Below are 21,378 nucleotides of genomic sequence, written 5' to 3'. Positions count from 1 at the left end.
GATTTAATATAAAAATACAATCAATCATTTTCTACCTCTGTAACTGTTTCAAAAAGTTGCGCAATTAAATAATGCTTATCCTCTGGTGTTACTTCTCTAAAATAGTGAAGCAAATCTTTACTAGTTGCATATCGATCGATTTTAGTTTTTAGTTTGCCATGATTCGTATTCCAATCTTCAAGAAAACGCCTTAAAGCACGATTCACATTCTCCTCTCCTATTACTTTTTGAAATTCATACATCGTTATTGCTCCTTTAGCATAATACACATAATCTTGATGTTCTACCAAAGCCAATGATGGCTCTTCAATCGCTTCTTTTTGCTGACTTTTTTTATAGGTTTCCTTCTGAAATTCTAAAAACTGATTCACTTTGTCTTCGGAATAATTTTGCTTTAACACCATCAAAGCAGCATACTGCGACATGGTTTCCAAAATAAAATGTTGTCCTTTTACATTTGCAGCTTCTACTTGCATTCCAAACCATTGATGTGCAATTTCATGTGCTGTGATATAAAATGCTATATCCACATCTGTTTTATCATTGATGTCTAAAACAAATCCTATAGATTCTGAAAAAGGTACTGTTCCTGGATACGATTGTGCAAATTTCGCATAACGCGGAAACTCCATAATTCTTAAGTGATTGTATTGATACGGACTAAAATTTTCAGAATAATATGTCAACGATGCTTTCATTGAAGCCATCATTCTTTCAATATTATAAACATGTCCTTTATGATAATGAATCTCCAAATCAACTGGTTTAGCGTTTGAAGTTGACAACCATTTATCTGTCTTCACCTCATAACGTCCAGAAACCATAGCATAGAAATTCATCATTGGAATATTCGATTTATAATGAAAATAACTACGGTTATTTTCGGTCCATTGCTTTAATAAATCACCAGGAACAATAGCCGTTTGATCTATATCTGTACCTATAATCATCTCAAAATTTATACCATCAGAATCGCTTCCAGATCTCGCATTAACCAATTCATTAATATCTTCTCGGTTCGCTTTATTTGATCTTTCAGGTAAATTGTAATCGGAACGTTCGTTACCACTTAGTTCATATTTTCTGTTGTATCCAATTGTTGGAAAATTGTTGTTATTAAAAAATGTACCATTGGCTACAATATTAGAATTTGATTGACCAGACTCAAACCCTTCCGTAGTAAAAGTTTGTTTAAAATTCATTGTAATAGAATCTCCTGGTAGCAAAGCTGTAGTTAATTCGTAGATGTGATAATCAAAAACGTTGTAACTAGTATTTTCCTTCGCTCCTCCTTCAAAATTGATAGCATCTAAAGTGACATTAGCTTCAATTTGCTTCTGAATATGAATCGCATTAATAGCTTGGTTCGTTTTGTTTTTTAGAATGTAATAACCTTCTGCAGTGTAATCTCTTGTGGAAGGATATAATTCCACTTTCAAATTGACATCCACGATTTTTGGCTGTGGTAGATATTCAAATTGTTTCAGTGTATTTTCATAAGCGACTCTAAAATCTGTAGCTTTAGAATTGGTCCAATACTCGTTCAAGATATTGGTGTTATAAAAAATAAAACTTCCGAGGATAATAAACACGGAAACGACACTACTCCCAAATGTTAGCAATGATTTACTAATCCTATGCTTACTCATTTTTAATCGCTTTATAACATTCGTTTCTGTTCCTCTAACTGAAAATAAAGACGCAACGATAAGTAATGTTATTCCGAAGCACAACCAATATGATTTTATTAGTAGGTATGGTTTTAAAAAATGTCCATAACCATTCATATCAGAATAGCTACCAAGTGTACTACCTCCAAACAAATAGAGCTCATGGTCAAAGCCAAATGCACTGAGTAAGATGGTCGAAATAAAAAATATAATAACTAGAATAATACCAATAAATTTGTGATTGGCCATCACTTGAACAAAAAAGGCAATGAATGTATACAAGGTTAAGAATGGCAATATCTCCAAAAAGAAACCATAAAAATAGACTTGAAATTCATACGTATAGTAACCATTTGCTGTTTGAAAGATAATTCCGGATAAAATTAGAGCAAGCATGAGCAACATGTAAATAAGATTGAGGCCAATGAATTTTCCAGCGAGTTGTATAAAATTGGACATTGGTGTGGCATCATAAATTAAGTTGAGTTTCGCACCACGTTCTTTCCAGATCAGTTCTCCAGAATAAAAAACTAAAATAATGATAAAGAAATACATAGAAGTTTCTTGAAGCTCTTCGACGATAAAATACGTTACAGGATAACTATCAACACCATAGACGGTTCCTAGGTTTACAGAATTAATGAGAATGATTATCATACCACAAATTACAATCGCCCAAAATGAAGGTTGCTTACAAATACTCAAAAAATAAAACCCTGAAAAATGCTTGAGTTGTTTCCATTTCGATTTGAGATCATACTGTTTTTCAACATTTGGAATAGCTACGTCGTTATTGGTTATTTCGGGTTTTAAAGTAAGTTTATGTTTCTTTTTAAATCGTTTTGTTTGTACAACATTAAAATTGAACTTCTTGTAGCCATAACCCAAAACAAGTATACCAAGTGCAACCCAAAATAGTTTGTTATATAATAGAATACCAATCATTGGAATGCTCTGAGTTGTTTTCTCAAGAGTTGACCATGATTCTGTGGCTAATGATAGTGTTGTTAATGAAAATGGATCTAATAACGCTTGAATAGTGTCATTAGTAATCGCTTTTGTAAGCATAAAAATCACAAAAAAGATAATCCCTTGTGTGTAGACAACGACTAGTTTTTTGCTCAAAGCACCAGTTACAAAAAATAGTGCTGCACCAAAGAACAAGATTGGTAAGATTACAATTAGAAATGATTTTAGATAATTAAAAACATTAAAAGGAACCAAGTCTTCTGGATGATACCAAGGCATGAATTCCCCTAATATCATTCCGAAGAAAACACCAGAGAATACAAATAAAAGTACTGTAAATGAGCCTAAAAATCGACCAATGAGATAGTCTTTTTTCTTAATTGGATTCACAAACATGAGCGACTCAATTTCATATTCGAAATCGCGCAATACAGAAACTCCCATAATCATTGAAGCCAAAATCATAAAAATACCTGTAATTGCTCCCATGGTTTTTGCGATAACAATTGGTGAGTTTTTTTTTATTCCGCCTAAATCCGCACCTTGAAAAATAAATTCGACTCCTGCAATTGAAAATAAAAACAAGAATAAAAAGAAAATGTAAGTGTCTGCACGTCTAATTCTATAGGCAATTTCAAACTTAAATATTGGATACCACATAACTAAGCAATAGATTTAAGGTTAGACTGATTACCAAAAATTTGCGAGAAATACACATCTTCTAATTCGGCATTAACTAGTACAAAGCCATCTCTTGGATTCGTATCGCTTAAGATATGAATGGTTGGTTTTCCAAGAAACAGCTTTTCACTAATGACTTGATAATTTTGTTTGTAATCCTCTAATTCTAGCTTGGAAATCGTTTTTTGATACACTTTGTTTTTGAGGTTGTCTATGAGTTGTAATGGGTTTCCTTTTAAAGACACTCGACCTTTATTTATAATTGCCATATTGGTACATAATTCTTTTACATCGTCTACAATATGTGTTGATAGAATAACTACGGTTTGTTCTCCCAATTCACTTAAAATATTGTAAAACCGATTTCGTTCTACAGGATCTAAACCAGCAGTTGGTTCATCTACAATAAGGAGTTTTGGATTATTTAGCAACGCTTGCGCAATCCCAAAGCGTTGTTTCATACCTCCAGAAAACCCACTTAATTTTTGGGTTCTTACCTCATAAAGATTGGTTTTATGTAAAAGTGCATCAACTAATTCTTTGCGTTGATTTTTGTTTGAAATGCCTTTAAGAACAGCAAAATGATTTAAAAGAAATTCGGCAGATATTTTAGGATATAAGCCAAATTGCTGAGGCAAATATCCCAATACCTGTCGCAACTCGTTTTTTTGTTGCAATACATCAATCTTTCCTAAAAACACCGTTCCATTATCTGCTTCTTGAAGCGTTGCTAATGTTCGCATAAAAGTTGATTTTCCTGCACCATTTGGGCCAAGCAAGCCAAACATTCCAGTTGGGATTTCTAAGGAAATATTTTGTAATGCCTTGATGCCATTAGAATAAGTTTTTGATAGATTGTCAATAATGAGTTCCATACTGTTCGATTTTTGATTGCAACAAACTTATCTAGGATGTTCTTAACAAAAAAAGATTTGGGATATACGACTTCTAGTGAGTGACATAAACACGGTTGCATCGCATTAAAACTTTTTGTTTCATATTTAAGAACGTTCATCACGCCATACAAACTGTTTGTCAACTAATTTGTTTGAGGCTTATTATTTAATTAATATTGACTATGAAACATCTACTAAGCAAATATGTAAAGCGAATTCCAAAATGGATTTACACATCCTTTCTTGTGTTATTCGCTTTATTGATTATCATTTTTAATGATGCTTTTGGTGATAATGAACTATTTTCGATACTCGCCTTCATTTACTTTTTATTGGTCTTTCTACTTATTATTAGATGGATTTTTAAACAGATCAAATCTATAATCAGACTCAAAACTGAAAAAGCACAAACTGAATTACTGCATTTAAAAAGTCAGGTGAATCCGCATTTCTTTTTTAATATGCTGAATAATCTATATGGTTTGGTAGATAAAGATTCGAAAAAAGCACAAGAACTGATCTTGAAACTTTCTGACATGATGCGCTATAGTATTTACGACGGACAAAAAGAAACGGTTCAACTTTCCGAAGAAATTAGTTATTTGCAAAACTACATTGAACTTCATAAAATGCGTTATCACAAGATGATAGACATTAAATTTAAAATAGATGTAGCTGATAACGATTATGACATCATGCCACTTCTTTTTATAATTCTTTTAGAAAATGCATTTAAACATGGTGTCGAAAATTTAAGAGAGAATGCTTATGTTTATATCCATATGAAATCTGAAAACAATGAAGTTCATTTTAATATTGAAAATAATTTTGACAAAACACTAGAGAATGAACAGGAAGGGATTGGTTTAAAAAACCTAAAACGACGATTAGAATTGGTATATCCAAAACGACATAAGCTTACATTTTCTAAACAAAATGAAGTGTATAAAGCAGAACTCACGATTAGCAAACTATGATAAATTATATCATTATAGACGACGAGCATATTGCTCATGATATTATAAAAGGATATTGTGATATATTGCCAAATATGCAGCACATGACCAATTGTTATGATGCTATTGAAGCTTTGGAGTATTTAAGTCAGCATGAAGTCGATCTTATTTTTTTAGACCTTAATATGCCTAAATTAAAAGGTTTTGAATTTTTAAAAACCTTAAAATCGCCTCCAAAAGTCATTGTAACAACAGCTTATAGTGAATTTGCTTTAGAAGGATACGAACTTAATATTGTTGATTATTTATTAAAACCATTTAGTTTTGAACGCTTTTTAAAAGCTGTTAATAAAGTGATTGGTTCAAATCATTCTAAAACACAAGAACTTTCACAAGACAACAAATCAACTACCAATCAAATATTTCTTAGACAGAATAAAAGCTATATTCAGGTTGATATCAATTCAATTTTATTTATTGAAGCCTCTGGTAATTATACCAAAGTGATTACTACAAATGACACGATTACTGTGAGAGAGAAAATTTCTGATATGTTAGAATCCTTACCTTCTGAAGCATTTATGCAAGTACACAAATCATTTGCTATTGCTAAAACACATATTGGAAGTATTGAAGGTAACAGAATTCATATTGCGGATTATGTCGTACCAATTGGTAAATTGTACAAGATGAATATCAACACCTTATTGGAGTAAAAGCTTTTAATCTACTTCTAATTTATAGCCAACACCATGTACATTTGAGATTCGTATAGAATCATCATCCTTTAATATTTTACGTAGTTTTGAAATATACGTATCTAAACTTCTGCCTACAAAAACACCATTATCCTCCCACACTTTTTTAGTGAGTTCATCACGTTTTATAATTTGATTTGGGTTTGCAACAAATATTTCTAAAAGTTCACATTCCTTTTTTGAGAGGCTAATTTCGGTTGCCGATTTAACGAGTTTGTTCTGTTCTGGATAGAACTTGAAGGTTCCAATTTCAGAATAACTACTCGTATTTTCTTCGGAAATGGGCTGCATATTTCGTTTCTGCCAATATTTAAAACCTAGAAACAACAACACTCCAAAAACTAAAACGAAAGGTGTTAAACGTTTTGTGAAACTACTTGTTGGTAGGATATCTAAAAATTCAACTTGAATTATATAACATGCTTCAGGAAGATTTCGTCCACCACAAGGTATGATGGTTCGCTCCTGCTCTACAAACATTTCATAACTATAAGCAACTTCTCCATCTGTACATTGTATAACTTCTACACGATAATTTTTAGAAATGCTTGCTAAATTTAAACTACTATCAATTACTGTGACGATATCACTTGGTTCAAAAGAGATTTGCTTTTCAAAAGATAAGCTGTAGATATAAGGCTCTATTTCTTTAACAGGAAGGACGAGTGATGTGGAATCCAATTTTCGAAGTAATAATTGATGTCCTGCTTCTCGTAATGCAACTTTTGTTGTACCACTAATATCATTGGTATTCTCTTTAGTGCATGAGGTCATCACGACTAAAAAAACAACCATTGCTAAAACAGTTTTATAATAAATAGATTGATCATTCATAATTGAGTGTAAATAACACAATAATTCATGACTTTTTGCAACTGTTGACACTTCTTTTACATTTTTTTGACATTCTTCACATGACCTACATCTAGTTTTACATCATAAATAATTCAAAAAACAAAAACTGATGAAAACACGTATTTTAGTATTAATCATAGCTATAGCTCTATATTCTAATAGTTATGCACAAGAAAAATTAAACATTGACACTGCAAAGAGTGAAATGAAATGGTCTGGTGAATACACCTTTTATTTTGGTGGACATTTTGGTACTATAGATTTTAAAGAAGGCTATTTTGTTAAAACTAATGATGTGATTTCTGGTGGTGAATTTATTATAGATATGAATTCAATTATATGTTTAGACATAGAAGACGAAGAGCCAAATGAAAGTCTTGTTAACCATCTTAAAGATCCAGATTTTTTTGATGTTGCAAATTTTGAAACTGCAAAATTAGTCATTACAAGTGTCCAATATCATGATAATTCTAAGATGAAAATCTTTGCTGACTTAACAATTAAAGGTGTTACAAACCCTATTTCTTTTCAAGCAGAAGTTAATTATGAAGATAAAATAATGACGACAAAATTTAAAATTGATAGAATGCTTTGGGGAATTAGTTATAATAGCAAAATGAAGGATGGAGCCATTTCTGACGGAATTGGATTTGAAGTTAAATTAAGTTTATAAATTTAAAGAATGAAAAATAGAATCTTAACAACAGTTCTTCTTTTATGTACTATACTCGTTTTCGGACAAGATGAAGCAAAATTAGGCGTTTTAGAATCTGATACTACATGGTTGAAGGAGATTATTAAATTCCCTATTGGGTTTGCACCAGAAATTAAATATGAAGGTTATGAAGACCTCAGGTTTGCTAAAAAATGGAGAGATTCTGCTCACGATGATTTTTGGGCTTATATGTTTGCTTGGCATATAAATAGTAATGAACAGCAAACAGTGGAAACTTTAGAAACAAACATCAAATTCTATTATGATGGTATTATGAAAGCTGTTAATAAGAAGAAAGATTTCGTTGTCCCAGAAACAACTGTGCTATTCATCAAAACTGAAGCTAACAAAGACACAGATTTTATAGGTAAATTATATGTTTATGATTCTTTTACTTCGGAAGCTATGATGACTTTAAATGTGAGAGTTAAGTCATATTATTGTATACAAACAGAATCTTCTACTATCCTATTTAAATTATCACCTCAAGGTTTTGATCACGAAATTTGGAAACGATTTAATGAAGTGACATTTATTGATGATTTGTGTGAGAAATAACAAAATAGATTTTGTAAAAAGTAAATTTATAATTGTCTAACTGAGCGCAGTCTAAGTTTTAATATTTTGAAAGACAAAGTATTTCGACTACGCTCAATGTGACATTCATGCTAAATACTTACTTTTCATATTGTCACTTTCATAAACTTATAATGGATTTAATCTTCCCAACCCCAAGGTTCAGTTGGAGTATTGATAGTTTGAGTTATATCCATAACAACTTTAAAAACACGATTTGTACCTAAGCGTCTTAAATTATATGTGAATGTAGTTTCGTCAATAGTAATCCACCACACATTGGTTGCTGCACCAGGAATCATTTGTTGTGTATGTGCATCTGCAGAGAATATTTGAATATCTGCTTTACCTGAGTTGGTTGTAATTCCTCCATAAAAATTGACGTCATCTTCTGTTCCATCTTTGTGTCTGTGATCGTGTTTTAGTGAGATACGATCATTTTCATAGGTTAAAATCCAAGTTCGAGATTTATCTTCTCCAACAAAAAAAGGAATTTTTATTTCATTTTTTGTGCATTTACGAACATGCATTACCAAAGTCTTGCCTCCAAAATCTTTATCCTCTTTTGGTAATTCTAATTGTCCTTGATATGCTTTACCACAATGTGATTGGAGCGTATTCCAGAATTGTTTAGAAGGTGTTTCTGTTTCGGTCTCTTGAGCAGAAGTCGCAACAGATATTAATAAGCAAAAGAATAATGATTTTATTGTTAAAGACATAGTCATGGTTTTAAGACAAAGGAAAGTTACTATATATTACTCAATAAATGACTATCTTCAACTTCATAAAAACCTAAATATATGCCTAGTATCCCTTGTCCGAATTGTAAAACGCAAATTGAATTTGATTTAAAAGACATTTTAAATAGTAAGAATTTCACTTGCACGACCTGCAATATAAAAATTACGTTATCTTATGAAGACAACAAAGCAGCTCTAAAAAATGCTAAAGAAAAATTAGATGAGCTTAAAGATAAATTAGATATTGATTAATTAAGTTGTTCTAAACTGAAATCTTATATTTGAGAATACCTTAATTATATGAAAGACCTTACGTTTGACAAAAACCGTGTTATAAATTTTAGTGATGCAGTATTTTCAATCGCTATGACTTTATTAGTTTTAGAAGTTGGAATTCCATCAGTAGAAGCAATTACCACCTATGATACATGGGAATTATTACAATCTCGAATTCCAAATTTCATAGGCTTTGTAGTTAGTTTCTTGGTAACAGCTTTATATTGGGTATCTCATTTAAGATCAATGAAATTTGTGACTACAGTAGATTCTAAACTGTTATGGCTTAATATATTTTTATTACTTTTTATTGTGCTAATGCCTTTTTCTACTGGACTATACGTTGGTGGTTTTGATTTTGTTGGTCCGTTTGCTTTCTATTGCTTCAATTTATCTGCTATAGGAATATTTAATTTTCTATTAATTAGATATATCATTAAACAAGAAAAAGACCATCCAGAATTAACACCAAATGCAATTAAATGGTATAAGTTCACAGCTTTAAACGCTTTGATTATTTGGATATTGGCAGGAATATTAGCATTTATATTTCCGTTAGTGGCAAGAATGATATTTATTTTAATTTTTATAATTCAGTTTTTTATAAACCGAAATTACAGAGTAAAAGAAAATCGATTAATAGTAAATGAGTAGTTAGTTCGCTTCGGAAATTGGACTCACATAACCAGTATATCTAATTGGAAAACGCTTTGCTCCTTTTAGTATGATTTCACTTCTAAGGTTTGGATATAAATGAATAATCACATCAAAATTCTCTGAGTGACTTCTTGCATCAAATCGTATCGTATAACTGCTATTATCATTCTTTACAACTCGATAATTTTTTAGTTCTCCATCAAAACTTATGCTATTATCTGATCCATTATATCCTGAAGTAGATTGTACTTCACCAAAGTAAGGCAGTTGAGACGAAACTGTTTCATTATCTATTTTAAGTTCGTTAGGATTTCCTGAAAGACTAATACGACTAGCACTATCACCTGTTGAGAAAAATCCAGCATTTTGTAAAGCCATTAACGTGTTGGTCGTTTGAGGTAAAGCCCAATCTGACTCAATAACGAAAGATTGGTTTTCTACCAATTCATCTAGTGCAGCAATTTGTGATGGTGTTGCTGTCGTTTTTGAAGCGCTACAGTTTAGGAACAATCCAAAAGAGAGCAAAAACACTGTTATATAATTTTTCATAATTAATCTCTTTTAATAGAACTATAAGATACGAAATTGTTGATTTAAACAGATGTTAATTAACATTTCAGAATAAAAAAATCGCAAACTAAGTGTTTGCGATTTTAAAAATTAGTTGTGAGATGTATTAATTTATAATATCTCCATTTTCTTTAAACTCTACATCCCTATTTTTACCTTTTCTTTTGAACTCTACATCATAAAAGAGTCCTTTAGAATGATGCTCTACTTTTTCTATTTCAGTAATATCTTCACTTCCGTAATCTGCTTTGATTATATCTCTTATGGCTTTTGGTAAGTCTTTGACATCTATGCTAGTTTCTGTTTCAATCCAATTTCCGTTAGGAGAAAAATCGGCTCTATATTTAATTCCGTCAATTTTAAAATTGGATTCGTAATTACCGTTGTCATCTTTGTGCCAATCTGGATCATTTTCTCCAGGATACATATTCTGAAATGTGGCTTTAACAGCATCTGGTGCTTGAGCATTAATCGTGTTTTGACAAGCAAGTACTATAATTGTAAATATGGTGACTAAAATTATGTTTTTTTTCATATCAATTTTTTTATTCATGTAAATGTATTGTTCATTGACGCATCACTTTTGCTCATAAGCTATAAATTATAACCGTATCAATTATTTTGAATTACGTCAAAATTATAAGCATATAAGACAAACGAACATCCTGACTCTCTGTATATTGGAATAGAAATTAGTTGAACCATTAAAACATTATAAAATGTCATTACTTACAATTATATTAAGTGTCCTTTTACCACCTGTTGCAGTATTTATGAAACATGGAGTTGGTAAAAATTTATTAATAAATATTATACTTACAATTCTAGGATGGGTTCCAGGTGTAATACATGCACTAATCGTTAACAAATAAAATAGTTATTATGAAAAAGACAGATAAAAAAGAAAAACTAGATTATAATCCAGAAATTACAGAAGACGATAAGAAAGCTTTAGGTGATAAAACTGGGAATCTAAAAACAGAACTTAGTGAAGACGATATTTTAAAAAATAGAGAACGACCAGCAGATTTTACTGGTAAAAATCTAGATATTCCAGGTCGTACATTACCTAAAAACCGTTCTAATTCTGAATTAAAAGATGAGGAAAACCAATTGTATAGTCAAGGTGGAGAATCAAATGAAAGTCTTGAACAAACAACCGAACATCTTAAATAGTAATAATCATATTACTACTTAAAAGAAAAGACTGCTAAAATTAAATTAGCAGTCTTTTTTTTATGTCAACATATTATAGGTTAGAACAATGATTCTAGTTCTTTTCTATATACAGATTGACCATATAGCTTTTGATTAGGACTCATAATAGTTATTTGTTTAAATTAACAACATTATGAGCATCAAATTTCACAGATTTTCCTCTGGTTCATTTTCTTTTACTAACTTAGACCTAGCCAACGCAACTAACCATACATGAACACGTTAGCCTTTATAATGACAACCAATAAGATTCCCGCTTTCTCGGGAAATAAATATGATAAAATTCTTTAGAAAAATTAGACAAAAAATGCTAAATGAAAATAAGTTTAGTAGATATTTGATTTATGCAATTGGTGAAATTGTTCTTGTAATTATTGGAATATTAATAGCCTTACAAATAAACAATTGGAATATTAATAAAAGTAATTTAAAAGAATCTAGTGAATTTGTAAATCGGCTCAAATCAGAAATACAGAGTAATATAGGTTTTACCAATGAACAAATTAAACGTAAAGAAAATCAAAAAAAGAGTTCGTTGGCAATTTTAAAAATGTTCAATGAAGACATAACCAAACTCTCTTCTAGAACATTGGATAGTCTTGTTATGATATGTATGGCAAATGGTAATATGGGTTTTAAAGATGGAACTTTGAACGAAGGATTAAATACGGGAAAAGTAGCACTTATTAAATCCGATTCATTAAAAACGCTTTTGTATGGATTACCATCTTTAGTTGAAGAAGTTAGAATAGGAGAAAATTATTTTAATGATGACCTTAACGAATATTTCTATCCCTTTATTTACGATCATATAAGTTTTAGACAGATGGACTCTGAACACTCTGAATATGCTGAACAAATTGGACCCTCAAAATTTAGCAATCATAATAATTTAGATGTGCTGAATAGTTTAAAATTTGAGAGCTTAATAGATAATATATTTTATAATTCTAATTTTCAAATTGGTAATTATTTACAACTTAAAAATGAATTGGAAAACCTCTATAAGTTAATGGAGGAGTACGACTAGAATAACGAAAGCATAACAACGAACAAAAACACCAACCAATATGATTCCCACTTTCTCGGGAAATAAATATGATAAAATTCTTTAGAAAAATTAGACAAAAAATGCTAAATGAAAATAGGTTTAGTAAATATCTACTTTATGCAATTGGTGAAATTCTACTAGTTGTTATTGGGATACTTATAGCCTTGCAAATCAATAATTTAAACCAATCTAGACAAGACCAAAGTCAATTAAAATCTTCACTTGAATTTGTAAAGCAGAATCTTAATGAAGATATCAAAAATCTGAATAAGCAGATTGAATACAACGAACATATTCAGGAAGCAATTGATATTTCATTTAGAATTATTTTTTTACCAGAAGATGAAAATTACACAATTGACCAAATAGGTGGCATCGTTAAAGAAAGAGATTTCTACACTGTTAAAACAGCATTTAAATCTATGGAAACAGGAGCTCACTTTAAATGGATTAAAGACCAAAATCTAATTGAAGCTATTTATTTATATTATGCTGACACAGATCGAATGTCAAAAATGGTAGAATATAACAACCAATTTGCCAGAGAAAAGATAGAGAAATTTGTTTATGATGAATGGGAATTAGGAACTTATTTCTCCGATTTAAACCCATATGATGACCAACGAATTCCTAGAATAGATAATACCACTTTAATTAAAGAAAGTATTGTTTTTGAAAACTTACTTCTAGGTAGAAAATCAAAAACAATGTCTGAAATAAAATGGTCAAAACGCGCCATCAATAATGCAACAAAATTGATTAATCAAATTGAAGTTTATTTGATTGAGCAGAATAAATAACGAAAGCTCAAAACACGTGTATAATTAATTATTGAGTTCTCGCCTACTCGGAAAACCCTAAACATTCTCCTCTACTCCAAATATCATCAATCTTCTGGTGGATGACCATGAATTTGCTCAAATACCTCGTCAAAATTAGCACGTAAGTAACTATTTAATTTTTTACGATAATCATCTCGAAGCCAGCTTAAAAAATTATAGGTGCTCTTACTGATACATTTTGCATACACATCAATTCTCACATCAATATCGCCTCCTAATAATTTTGCCAATGCTAAAGCATCATATAGATCTTCACTATTCTCTATACAAATTTTAGCATGCTGTTCAATAGAACGCTCTAAGACAACTTTTGAAGATTCTCCTCCAAATGTAGCGTCTTTATATACTTGTTTTACATCAAAATAAACATCCTCAGATTTTGAGAATTCTGCACGAAGTTCTTCTGGCATTTCATGTTTAAAGTCACCTTCAATAGCTTCGTCATCCTTAAGTCTATCCATGAAATAATTTGGCGATCTAAAAATAGTTTGCCAATCTAGATCTGCTCCCCAAGGACCAAACCTATAATTATTATTTCCTAAATCTATAACTGTAAATTTAGATTTGTTGTTTAAGATTCTCGACCCTCTACCAATCATTTGGTAATATAAGGTGAGTGATTTTGTTGCTCTGTTAAGAATAATCGTATCAATAGTTGGTTCATCAAAACCTGTTGTTAAAATACTTACAGACGTTAAAATAGCATCTGGTGTATTTTTAAACCATTTTAAGATTTCTTTACGTTGTTTTTTTGTTGCTGTATTATCTAGATGCATAATTGGTAAACCTGCTTCTCTAAAAGTGTGATACACCATTATTGAAGTATTAATACCATTATTAAATATCAATGCTTTTTTGCCTGCGGAATGCTTTTTATAAGCTTCTAGCAACTTATCTAGCATGGCAGGACTTGTATATAAATCTTCAGATGATTTAACTGTATAGTCTCCATTACTACCAACCTCAAGAGATGTTAATCCCATATCATATTGAAACACTTCTGCTCTAGCCAAAAACTCATTCTCTATCAATGACTCTATAGTTTCTCCAGCAATAAGTTCGCTGTAGTTACCTTTCATTGGTAAATCTTTATTAGAACTTAAAGGTGTAGCAGTAACTCCTAAGATAAAGGAGTTTTCAAAAAACTTAAATAATTTTGTAAATGAGTTGTAATGCGCTTCATCAATAATGACTAAACCTACATCAGAAATATCGAGAATATCATCATTAAGTCGGTTGTTTAGCGTTTCTACCATCGCAACATAACAACTAAAATCTTCTTGATCATCCAAATTAGCTTTACTATCAACGACTTTATTAGTCACACCAAAACTTGTAAGCATCACAGAAGTTTGCTTACATAGCTCAACTCGGTGTGTCATAACAAGTACTTTTTTCTTGTGTGTTTTTAAGTATTGACGTACGATTTCAGAAAAAATAACCGTCTTACCTCCACCTGTTGGAAGTTGATACAATAAATGGTAATCATCTGGAGCAGTCTCAAATTTTTCGAAAATTTGGTCTATGGCTCCTTTTTGATAACTATATAGTTCTTTATCGGTTTTTTTTTCTTGAAGTGCTAAATTATCTTGGCTCATACTATATTTTAAGTTTTGCAAAATTAAAACCTTTATAAGCGTTTATCGAATAATTTTAAAAAAAATAAATCGAAAATCATAAAACCAAACTAGTATAAAAAAGCGAACTCCTTGGTGACCATACCAAGGAGTTCTAGTTTGTGTAATACCTAAACAAGTATTGCTACTCATTTAAGTGGCTGCGAAAGTACGCTTATTAAATGATTACAGACGTCATTTTTTAAATAATATTTTAAAATGTCATTTGCTTAAACTTAATATCTAAATCTTTTTGAATTTTCTGAATCTCTTGTTCTTCTCCAGATATAATAAGTGCAATAGATTCTCCCGTTTTTCCTGCTCTTGCAGTTCTTCCACTTCTATGCGTATAATATTCTAATTGATCTGGTAATTGATGGTGAATTATAAAAGCTAGATTATTGACATCAATTCCCCTTGCTGAAACATCTGTTGAAATCAAATATTGCAATGAACCATTTTTAAACGCTCTCATCACTTTATCACGTTCTTTTTGTTGCATATCACCTTGAAGTGCATCTACCGAAAACCCTTCAGCTTTCAAAGTTTCAGTCAATTGAACAGTTCCTGCTTTAGTTCTGCAAAATATAATCCCTCTATCATCGTCATATTTATCTAATAAACGAGCTATTATATTTGCTTTTTCTTTGATTGATGTTACAATATAGTTATGACTAATATTTGCATTGACTAAGCTGTTTTTATCAATTTCAACACGAACAGCATTTGGAGACATATACGTTTTTACCAAACTTTGAATCTCCTCAGGCATTGTCGCAGAAAACAACCACGTATGTCTAGATCCCTTTGTATGTGCTAAGATTTTATTCAAATCCTGTTTAAAACCCATACTCAACATCTCATCGGCTTCATCTAAAACCAATGTATTGATGTTTTTAATATCTATTTCACCACGCTCAATAAAATCAAGCAAACGACCTGGAGTTGCCACAATAATATGAGTTGTTCGTTGTAAGCGTTTTAATTGTACATCCATTTTTTCACCACCATAAACACCTTCTGCAAAAATCTTGTGATCACTATATTTTGTGAACCTAAACAATTGTTTTTGTATTTGCTGAACCAACTCTCGCGTTGGTGCTAAAATTAAGGCTTGTATATGGTCTTTTTTCGGATTGATATTCTGTAAAATTGGCAAACCAAAAGCAGCAGTTTTTCCAGTTCCTGTCTGTGCTAAGCCAATAAAATCTGTTTTGTTTTTCAATAACACAGGTATCGCTTCTTCTTGTATTTGAGTTGGCGTTTTTATATTGAGTTCTTTTAATCCTTTGATGAGATTTTTAGAAATTCCTAAGTCAAAAAATGTAGTATCCATAATCAATTTAATTGTCTGCAAAGGTATTGTTATTCTTTAGAACTCATTTAAACTTTTTCAATTTGCTAAAAAATCAATTTTTTCCACTAAATTTTTGGCATTTTTTACTTCCGTAGCAATGCTATGCAAGAAAAAAATGACTTCAACTTATCACAAAACCTCTAATTTTCGCTAAACTCAAAAAGTAAAATGAGTTCTTAGGTTTTCAGAATTAAAAATCAAAACTTATTCGTATTTTCGATTTTATATGAATTTAAGTCCGCAACATCTCCAAGCCTTATACCAAGCCTATTGTAAAACACATTTACTTTGGAAACGTGCCGATGTTAACAATCTCAAGCAATTTAAAACACCTAGTGACTATGATTCTGTTTTTCTTCGGAAATTGGAGAAACGACTCCGTTTAGGTCAATTGGCAGAACAGTTTGTCTTCAACCAATTAGAAACTTGTGAGTCTATTGAGTTACTGGCAGAAAACATACAAATCCAACAAAACAAACAGACATTAGGAGAATTAGATACCTTATTACTTATAAACAATCAACCTGTACATTTAGAAATTATCTATAAATTTTATGTTTATGATGACCGTTTGGGAGATTTAGAAATTGAAAAATGGATTGGTCCAAACCGAAAAGATAGCCTCATAGAAAAACTAAATAAACTTCAAGAAAAGCAGTTACCTCTACTCTATTCTCAAGATTGTAAATCACATTTAAAACAATTAGAGTTAAATAGTTACAGCTTTGAACAGAATGTTTTGTTTAAGGCACAACTTTTTGTGCCATATCATAATAATGTAGAATTTAAACTAATAAATAAAGAGTGTGTCTGCGGATTTTACATCAACTTATCACAGTTAGAAATATTACAAAATCATCTTTTCTATATTCCGTCAAAGTTGGATTGGTTTCTAGAGCCTCATGAACAAGTTGATTGGTTGGAGTTTTCAAATTTCCGAAGTGAATCAAATGGATTCTTAGAGAATAATCAATCGCCTTTATTTTGGATGAAAACTGAAGCTGGAGAATTATCTAAAGGCTTTTTGGTGTGGTGGTAGTGTTTTAAGTCCGTAAAAAAATGAATACAGTTAAGTATTGATGAGAATTCGAGGTAATTTTACTATAATAAAATATCGACTCTATTGAAAACATTAGCAATAATAGGTTTAGGTCCTCGAGGATTATTCGCATTAGAAAATTTACTTCATAATGTATCAGCTTCAAAAAAGGAGTTACAAATTTTGATTTTTGAACCTTCAGAATTCCCTGGAGCTGGATCTGTGTGGCATTTGGAACAAGTAGATTCTAATTGGACAAATATCACAGAGCGTGCGCTTATTGACTTAAAAGGGAGAACTGAGTTTCACTATCTGGATTTTAAAATTCCAGCCTTTCCATCCTATCATGAATGGGCAAATTATAAACAAAAAGACACCGAACCAGATACCTTTCCTCCTAGACATAAAATCGGACAATATCTCAATGAGAGATTTGAATCGTTGCATACTATTTTAAAATCTAGTCCTAACTATAAATTCATCAAATCAAAAGTCGTTTCCTTAGAATACATCAATGATGATCTGGTTGTGAAAACTCAAAATGAATCTTATACATGTGATGAAACTTTACTCACAATTGGACACCAACCTACGAAGCAGTCTAAGCAATTAAAGTCGTGGCATGAACATGTAAATACAACTAATGGGTTATTGGTTTTTGACGAACCTTATCCAGTTTCAAAATTTGATGACTTAAAAAATCAAACGAATAGAACCATTGGATTGAGAGGATTTGGGTTGGCAATGATTGATGTGATGCGAGCTTTAGTTATTAATGACTTCGGAAATTTTAAAATTATAGATCCTTCAACTTTTGAATCTATATATTATAAATCAAAAATTCAGAATTTAAAATTAATTCCCTTTTCTCTTGATGGCATGCCTTTAATTCCGAAGCCATTGAATCCTGAAATTGATTCTTGGTTTCAACCTACAGATGATGAACTATCATTTTTTAAATCGGAAATAGAAAGACATGCACAAGGTAATTTGCAAACAGATTCTATCGATTTTCTTATAAAACCAATAGCTAAAATCATCTCCAGAATTTATGAAGATTTAGGTTCAAAAGCGATGCCTCATAATTTAGACTCTCAACAATTAGAGGCTATTGTTTTGGCTTGGTTAAAGAATCAAGATTATAAACATACACTTATTCAAGATAGAACAATTGCTACTTATGATCTTATAAAATCATACATTAACATGGCTTTGGGTAAACAATCTATTAGTCTCGATTTTTGTATCGGACAAGTTTGGAGACATTGCCAACCTACATTATATACATCATTTTCTCATTCAAATTTAGATGATGAACTCATTGAAGAAGTAATTGCTTTAGATGAAAGCACAAAGTGCTATTCTTATGGACCACCAATTGAAAGTATGCAACAAGTTCTAGCTCTTGTAGATGCAGATGTTCTATCATTAGATTTTACAAATGATCCTGATATTGAATTTATAAATGAAGGTTGGTATTTAAAAAACACTAAAGGTGAAAATATAACGACCTCAGTAATGATCAATTCTGTATTAGATTCACCTAAGTTATTAGAAGTTAATTCTTCAATTATTGAAAATTTGATTGTAGATGATTTAATCCAGCCTATTCACACAAAACTAGGAATTGAAACAAAAAAGAATGGTATTGTTATTTCTTCGGAAATTGAAAAACCAATACCTATTGCTGTTTTAGGACGCTTAGCAAAAGGAAGTGTTATTGGTGTTGACGCTATTTTGGAATGTTTTGGAGATAGAATCAAGGATTGGGCAATATCCTTTGTAGAGCGACTAGATTAATCAGGTTGTTTCTCGCTTAAATATTTCCAATACCGTTTTGGTACATGACGAATGTGGAGTTTCATATTTTTTCTAGATTCTATATTGGTACTTTTAAAATAGTCTTTCCATAATCTTTGAAACTCGAACTCTTGCTCAGCAAAGTAATCACTATCCGTTTTTGTAAAATCAAAAAGTTTAGGAAAATCCATATTGATTATTTCAACTTTTTTTAAATCATAGAACAAACCATAATGCCTTTTAATATCATAAATCATCCATTTTTGATCAGCATAACGTCGTTTAAAATGCTTTGATATTAACGGAAGCACATTAAAATCTGGTTCAACACTAGCAAAATAAATATCATCTTTTGTCAATCTAAATCGTACAAATGCTTCCATGCGATGTTTTTCTCGACCTACCATTTTAGCAATTTGTGCAATTTTTAATACAGAAGGATGTGAAAAGTCTTTATCTATTTTTTTATTAGATTTAGTAAACGCATATCTCATATAATCAAGCAATATGTTTTCTACACCAACTTGTTCACTTAAAAAAGTATAATAGAGTTGAAAACTTCCTGTAGATGATAATTTTAATTTAAGTCCAGTCCAAACTCGATTGGCTTTATCATTTTCTGTTGTAATTATGATATCTTCGGAAAATAGACCATTTTGCACAACAAATTCATTTTCAATACACACAGCATTTAACTTGTGTTCAAACACATAAAATACCGCACATAAAAAACCGTCAAAAGTTCCATCGTATATGAGTTTCTTTTCTTGCATCTATCCAAATAAACTCATTTGATTACTTAATGTTTTTGTGTACTTACTTGTTGAATTTTGAAGAATCAAACCTTTAATTTTTTCGGCAGAAAGATCCCGTCTTTCAAATTGATTACTATCACAAATCATAAAATATTTAGCTCTGTTTAAAGCAATTCCTATCTTTTTAAGGTGATCCCAATTTAATCGTCTAAAACGTCGAGCATTTATTATTTTGTAAACAGATTTCATTCCTAAACCAGGAATTCTAGCCAGCATTCTTTTATCTGCTGTATTGACATCTACAGGGAACTCATGAAGATTTCGTAGAGCCCAACTCAATTTTGGATCAATATCTAAATCTAGATTTTGGTGCTGTGTGTTTAATATTTCGCTCACATCAAAGCCATAAAAACGCATGAGCCAATCGGTTTGATAAAGTCGGTTTTCACGAAGCATTGGGACTTCACTCCCAATTTTAGGCAATCTATTATCATAACTAATTGGTACATAACCAGAATAATAGACACGTTTTAAATTATAAGATTTATAAAAATGATTTGAGGTTTGCATAATTTGAAAATCATTTTCTCCACTAGCTCCAATAATCATTTGCGTGCTTTGTCCTGCAGGTGCATATTTTGGAGTGCTTTTAATGAGTTTCTTTTCTGCTTTGTATTGAATGATCTCATTTTTAACCTTTACCATAGGTTTGATAAAGTCTGCTCTATTTTTATCTGGAGCTAATTTTTTGAGTCCAGCTTCTGTAGGTATTTCAATATTAACACTTAATCGATCTGCGTATAAACCTGCTTCTCTCATTAATTCATCTGAAGCTCCTGGAATAGATTTTAAATGAATGTAGCCATTAAAGTTTTCTTCTAGTCTGAGCTTCTTAGCCACAGCCACTAAACGTTCCATAGTATAGTCTGCACTTTTAAAAATCCCAGAACTCAAGAATAAACCTTCAATATAATTACGTCTATAAAAATTAATGGTTAAATCGACAACTTCCTGAACTTTAAATGCGGCTCGCTTGATGTCATTACTTTTTCGAGTGACACAATATGCACAATCAAAAATGCAATAATTGGTAAGGAGAATCTTTAAAAGTGAAACACAACGACCATCCTCAGTGTATGAATGACATATTCCCATTCCTGTAGAATCTCCCAAGCCTTTGTTCTTGTTAGCGCGATTGCTGCCACTTGAAGAACAAGAAACATCATATTTTGCTGCATCTGCTAGAATCTTTAATTTTTCTTGGGTACGTTCAAATGACATAAGTAGGATTATTTAGAATGCAAATATCGTCATTATCCACACATTTTACAAACTATATTCAAACATATGTTTTAAATTATGATACCATATGATATGCGTT

General features: G+C 30.9%; 22 protein-coding genes. 12 read left to right on the top strand and 10 right to left on the bottom strand.

The window, feature by feature from the left end:
* Positions 1-20: 20 nt before the first annotated feature.
* Entirely contained in the window at positions 21-3,299 is a 3,279-nt protein-coding gene (locus WNY78_RS13750) for a M1 family aminopeptidase (RefSeq protein ID WP_342873782.1), read from the bottom strand.
* Between the two features lie 2 nt (positions 3,300-3,301).
* Positions 3,302-4,195, bottom strand: a complete 894-nt coding sequence (locus WNY78_RS13745; protein WP_342873781.1) for an ABC transporter ATP-binding protein — start codon at positions 4,193-4,195, stop codon at positions 3,302-3,304.
* Positions 4,196-4,398: 203 nt separating this feature from the next.
* On the opposite strand from WNY78_RS13745, the gene WNY78_RS13740 reads away from it, so the two are divergent.
* Together WNY78_RS13740 and WNY78_RS13735 are read left to right on the top strand one after the other, a co-directional pair.
* Positions 4,399-5,193 (top strand): histidine kinase, encoded by a 795-nt coding sequence (locus WNY78_RS13740; RefSeq protein WP_342873780.1) that lies wholly within the window; start codon positions 4,399-4,401, stop codon positions 5,191-5,193.
* The gene (locus tag WNY78_RS13735; protein WP_342873779.1) at positions 5,190-5,888 is read left to right on the top strand and encodes a LytTR family DNA-binding domain-containing protein; all 699 of its coding nucleotides are present in this window, start codon (positions 5,190-5,192) and stop codon (positions 5,886-5,888) included. Before WNY78_RS13740 ends, WNY78_RS13735 begins: the two co-directional genes overlap by 4 nt.
* Before the next feature lie 6 nt (positions 5,889-5,894).
* On the opposite strand, the gene WNY78_RS13730 is transcribed toward WNY78_RS13735, so the two are convergent.
* The gene (locus tag WNY78_RS13730) at positions 5,895-6,815 is read right to left on the bottom strand and encodes a winged helix-turn-helix domain-containing protein (RefSeq protein WP_342873778.1); all 921 of its coding nucleotides are present in this window, start codon (positions 6,813-6,815) and stop codon (positions 5,895-5,897) included.
* A gap of 79 nt (positions 6,816-6,894) precedes the next feature.
* Here WNY78_RS13730 and WNY78_RS13725 point away from each other — a divergent pair, with 79 nt between their 5' ends.
* Positions 6,895-7,458, top strand: a complete 564-nt coding sequence (locus tag WNY78_RS13725) for a YceI family protein (RefSeq protein ID WP_342873777.1) — start codon at positions 6,895-6,897, stop codon at positions 7,456-7,458.
* A 9-nt stretch (positions 7,459-7,467) separates the two neighbouring features.
* Positions 7,468-8,058 (top strand): hypothetical protein, encoded by a 591-nt coding sequence (locus WNY78_RS13720; RefSeq protein ID WP_342873776.1) that lies wholly within the window; start codon positions 7,468-7,470, stop codon positions 8,056-8,058.
* Positions 8,059-8,216: 158 nt separating this feature from the next.
* On the opposite strand, the gene WNY78_RS13715 is transcribed toward WNY78_RS13720, so the two are convergent.
* The gene (locus WNY78_RS13715; protein WP_342873775.1) at positions 8,217-8,795 is read right to left on the bottom strand and encodes a hypothetical protein; all 579 of its coding nucleotides are present in this window, start codon (positions 8,793-8,795) and stop codon (positions 8,217-8,219) included.
* An 81-nt stretch (positions 8,796-8,876) separates the two neighbouring features.
* Between WNY78_RS13715 and WNY78_RS13710 the strand changes: the two genes are divergently transcribed.
* A complete protein-coding gene (locus WNY78_RS13710; RefSeq protein WP_342873774.1) occupies positions 8,877-9,068 on the top strand; it encodes a hypothetical protein in 192 nt (63 codons plus the stop codon).
* A 48-nt stretch (positions 9,069-9,116) separates the two neighbouring features.
* The gene (locus WNY78_RS13705) at positions 9,117-9,746 is read left to right on the top strand and encodes a TMEM175 family protein (RefSeq protein WP_342873773.1); all 630 of its coding nucleotides are present in this window, start codon (positions 9,117-9,119) and stop codon (positions 9,744-9,746) included.
* Here WNY78_RS13705 and WNY78_RS13700 read toward each other — a convergent pair whose 3' ends face one another.
* Both WNY78_RS13700 and WNY78_RS13695 read right to left on the bottom strand, forming a co-directional pair.
* Positions 9,747-10,298 carry a DUF4251 domain-containing protein gene (locus WNY78_RS13700; RefSeq protein ID WP_342873772.1) on the bottom strand — a complete coding sequence of 184 codons (552 nt, stop codon included), beginning with the start codon at positions 10,296-10,298 and terminating at the stop codon, positions 9,747-9,749. It abuts the gene before it with no gap.
* Between the two features lie 127 nt (positions 10,299-10,425).
* Positions 10,426-10,854, bottom strand: a complete 429-nt coding sequence (locus WNY78_RS13695; protein ID WP_342873771.1) for a PepSY-like domain-containing protein — start codon at positions 10,852-10,854, stop codon at positions 10,426-10,428.
* Positions 10,855-11,038: 184 nt separating this feature from the next.
* On the opposite strand from WNY78_RS13695, the gene WNY78_RS13690 reads away from it, so the two are divergent.
* The 4 genes from WNY78_RS13690 to WNY78_RS13675 all read left to right on the top strand — a co-directional run bounded on the left by WNY78_RS13690 (position 11,039) and on the right by WNY78_RS13675 (position 13,388).
* Positions 11,039-11,191, top strand: coding sequence for a YqaE/Pmp3 family membrane protein (locus WNY78_RS13690; RefSeq protein WP_194507304.1), 153 nt, complete (start codon positions 11,039-11,041; stop codon positions 11,189-11,191).
* 10 nt (positions 11,192-11,201) lie between these two features.
* Entirely contained in the window at positions 11,202-11,495 is a 294-nt protein-coding gene (locus WNY78_RS13685; protein WP_342873770.1) for a hypothetical protein, read from the top strand.
* A gap of 316 nt (positions 11,496-11,811) precedes the next feature.
* Entirely contained in the window at positions 11,812-12,567 is a 756-nt protein-coding gene (locus WNY78_RS13680; protein ID WP_342873769.1) for a DUF6090 family protein, read from the top strand.
* 68 nt (positions 12,568-12,635) lie between these two features.
* Positions 12,636-13,388 carry a hypothetical protein gene (locus WNY78_RS13675; protein WP_342873768.1) on the top strand — a complete coding sequence of 251 codons (753 nt, stop codon included), beginning with the start codon at positions 12,636-12,638 and terminating at the stop codon, positions 13,386-13,388.
* Positions 13,389-13,474: 86 nt separating this feature from the next.
* Here WNY78_RS13675 and WNY78_RS13670 read toward each other — a convergent pair whose 3' ends face one another.
* Both WNY78_RS13670 and WNY78_RS13665 read right to left on the bottom strand, forming a co-directional pair.
* Positions 13,475-15,028, bottom strand: coding sequence for a DEAD/DEAH box helicase family protein (locus tag WNY78_RS13670; RefSeq protein WP_342873767.1), 1,554 nt, complete (start codon positions 15,026-15,028; stop codon positions 13,475-13,477).
* A 232-nt stretch (positions 15,029-15,260) separates the two neighbouring features.
* A complete protein-coding gene (locus tag WNY78_RS13665) occupies positions 15,261-16,382 on the bottom strand; it encodes a DEAD/DEAH box helicase (RefSeq protein WP_342873766.1) in 1,122 nt (373 codons plus the stop codon).
* A 247-nt stretch (positions 16,383-16,629) separates the two neighbouring features.
* Between WNY78_RS13665 and WNY78_RS13660 the strand changes: the two genes are divergently transcribed.
* Both WNY78_RS13660 and WNY78_RS13655 read left to right on the top strand, forming a co-directional pair.
* Positions 16,630-17,442, top strand: a complete 813-nt coding sequence (locus WNY78_RS13660; protein ID WP_342873765.1) for a DUF1853 family protein — start codon at positions 16,630-16,632, stop codon at positions 17,440-17,442.
* An 84-nt stretch (positions 17,443-17,526) separates the two neighbouring features.
* Entirely contained in the window at positions 17,527-19,242 is a 1,716-nt protein-coding gene (locus tag WNY78_RS13655; RefSeq protein WP_342873764.1) for an FAD/NAD(P)-binding protein, read from the top strand.
* Here WNY78_RS13655 and WNY78_RS13650 read toward each other — a convergent pair.
* Together WNY78_RS13650 and WNY78_RS13645 are read right to left on the bottom strand one after the other, a co-directional pair.
* The gene (locus tag WNY78_RS13650; protein WP_342873763.1) at positions 19,239-20,015 is read right to left on the bottom strand and encodes a TIGR03915 family putative DNA repair protein; all 777 of its coding nucleotides are present in this window, start codon (positions 20,013-20,015) and stop codon (positions 19,239-19,241) included. The two genes, WNY78_RS13655 and WNY78_RS13650, sit on opposite strands and share 4 nt — an antisense overlap.
* A complete protein-coding gene (locus WNY78_RS13645; RefSeq protein WP_342873762.1) occupies positions 20,016-21,278 on the bottom strand; it encodes a putative DNA modification/repair radical SAM protein in 1,263 nt (420 codons plus the stop codon).
* Positions 21,279-21,378: the final 100 nt, after the last annotated feature.

The organism is Psychroserpens sp. AS72 (assembly GCF_038900375.1).
Taxonomy (GTDB): Bacteria; Bacteroidota; Bacteroidia; order Flavobacteriales; family Flavobacteriaceae; genus Psychroserpens.
The sequence above is the reverse complement of the archived record's forward strand: the minus strand, read 5'-3'. Positions and strand labels throughout refer to the sequence as shown.

Excerpts from the sequence above, each read along its gene's own strand:
- WNY78_RS13750 (WP_342873782.1), bottom strand. The coding sequence starts at position 3,299 with ATGTGGTATCCAATATTTAAGTTTGAAATTGCCTATAGAATTAGACGT.
- WNY78_RS13745 (WP_342873781.1), bottom strand. The coding sequence starts at position 4,195 with ATGGAACTCATTATTGACAATCTATCAAAAACTTATTCTAATGGCATC.
- WNY78_RS13740 (WP_342873780.1), top strand. The coding sequence starts at position 4,399 with ATGAAACATCTACTAAGCAAATATGTAAAGCGAATTCCAAAATGGATT.
- WNY78_RS13735 (WP_342873779.1), top strand. The coding sequence starts at position 5,190 with ATGATAAATTATATCATTATAGACGACGAGCATATTGCTCATGATATT.
- WNY78_RS13725 (WP_342873777.1), top strand. The coding sequence starts at position 6,895 with ATGAAAACACGTATTTTAGTATTAATCATAGCTATAGCTCTATATTCT.
- WNY78_RS13720 (WP_342873776.1), top strand. The coding sequence starts at position 7,468 with ATGAAAAATAGAATCTTAACAACAGTTCTTCTTTTATGTACTATACTC.
- WNY78_RS13715 (WP_342873775.1), bottom strand. The coding sequence starts at position 8,795 with ATGTCTTTAACAATAAAATCATTATTCTTTTGCTTATTAATATCTGTT.
- WNY78_RS13710 (WP_342873774.1), top strand. The coding sequence starts at position 8,877 with ATGCCTAGTATCCCTTGTCCGAATTGTAAAACGCAAATTGAATTTGAT.
- WNY78_RS13705 (WP_342873773.1), top strand. The coding sequence starts at position 9,117 with ATGAAAGACCTTACGTTTGACAAAAACCGTGTTATAAATTTTAGTGAT.
- WNY78_RS13700 (WP_342873772.1), bottom strand. The coding sequence starts at position 10,298 with ATGAAAAATTATATAACAGTGTTTTTGCTCTCTTTTGGATTGTTCCTA.
- WNY78_RS13695 (WP_342873771.1), bottom strand. The coding sequence starts at position 10,854 with ATGAAAAAAAACATAATTTTAGTCACCATATTTACAATTATAGTACTT.
- WNY78_RS13690 (WP_194507304.1), top strand. The coding sequence starts at position 11,039 with ATGTCATTACTTACAATTATATTAAGTGTCCTTTTACCACCTGTTGCA.
- WNY78_RS13685 (WP_342873770.1), top strand. The coding sequence starts at position 11,202 with ATGAAAAAGACAGATAAAAAAGAAAAACTAGATTATAATCCAGAAATT.
- WNY78_RS13680 (WP_342873769.1), top strand. The coding sequence starts at position 11,812 with ATGATAAAATTCTTTAGAAAAATTAGACAAAAAATGCTAAATGAAAAT.
- WNY78_RS13675 (WP_342873768.1), top strand. The coding sequence starts at position 12,636 with ATGATAAAATTCTTTAGAAAAATTAGACAAAAAATGCTAAATGAAAAT.
- WNY78_RS13670 (WP_342873767.1), bottom strand. The coding sequence starts at position 15,028 with ATGAGCCAAGATAATTTAGCACTTCAAGAAAAAAAAACCGATAAAGAA.
- WNY78_RS13665 (WP_342873766.1), bottom strand. The coding sequence starts at position 16,382 with ATGGATACTACATTTTTTGACTTAGGAATTTCTAAAAATCTCATCAAA.
- WNY78_RS13660 (WP_342873765.1), top strand. The coding sequence starts at position 16,630 with ATGAATTTAAGTCCGCAACATCTCCAAGCCTTATACCAAGCCTATTGT.
- WNY78_RS13650 (WP_342873763.1), bottom strand. The coding sequence starts at position 20,015 with ATGCAAGAAAAGAAACTCATATACGATGGAACTTTTGACGGTTTTTTA.
- WNY78_RS13645 (WP_342873762.1), bottom strand. The coding sequence starts at position 21,278 with ATGTCATTTGAACGTACCCAAGAAAAATTAAAGATTCTAGCAGATGCA.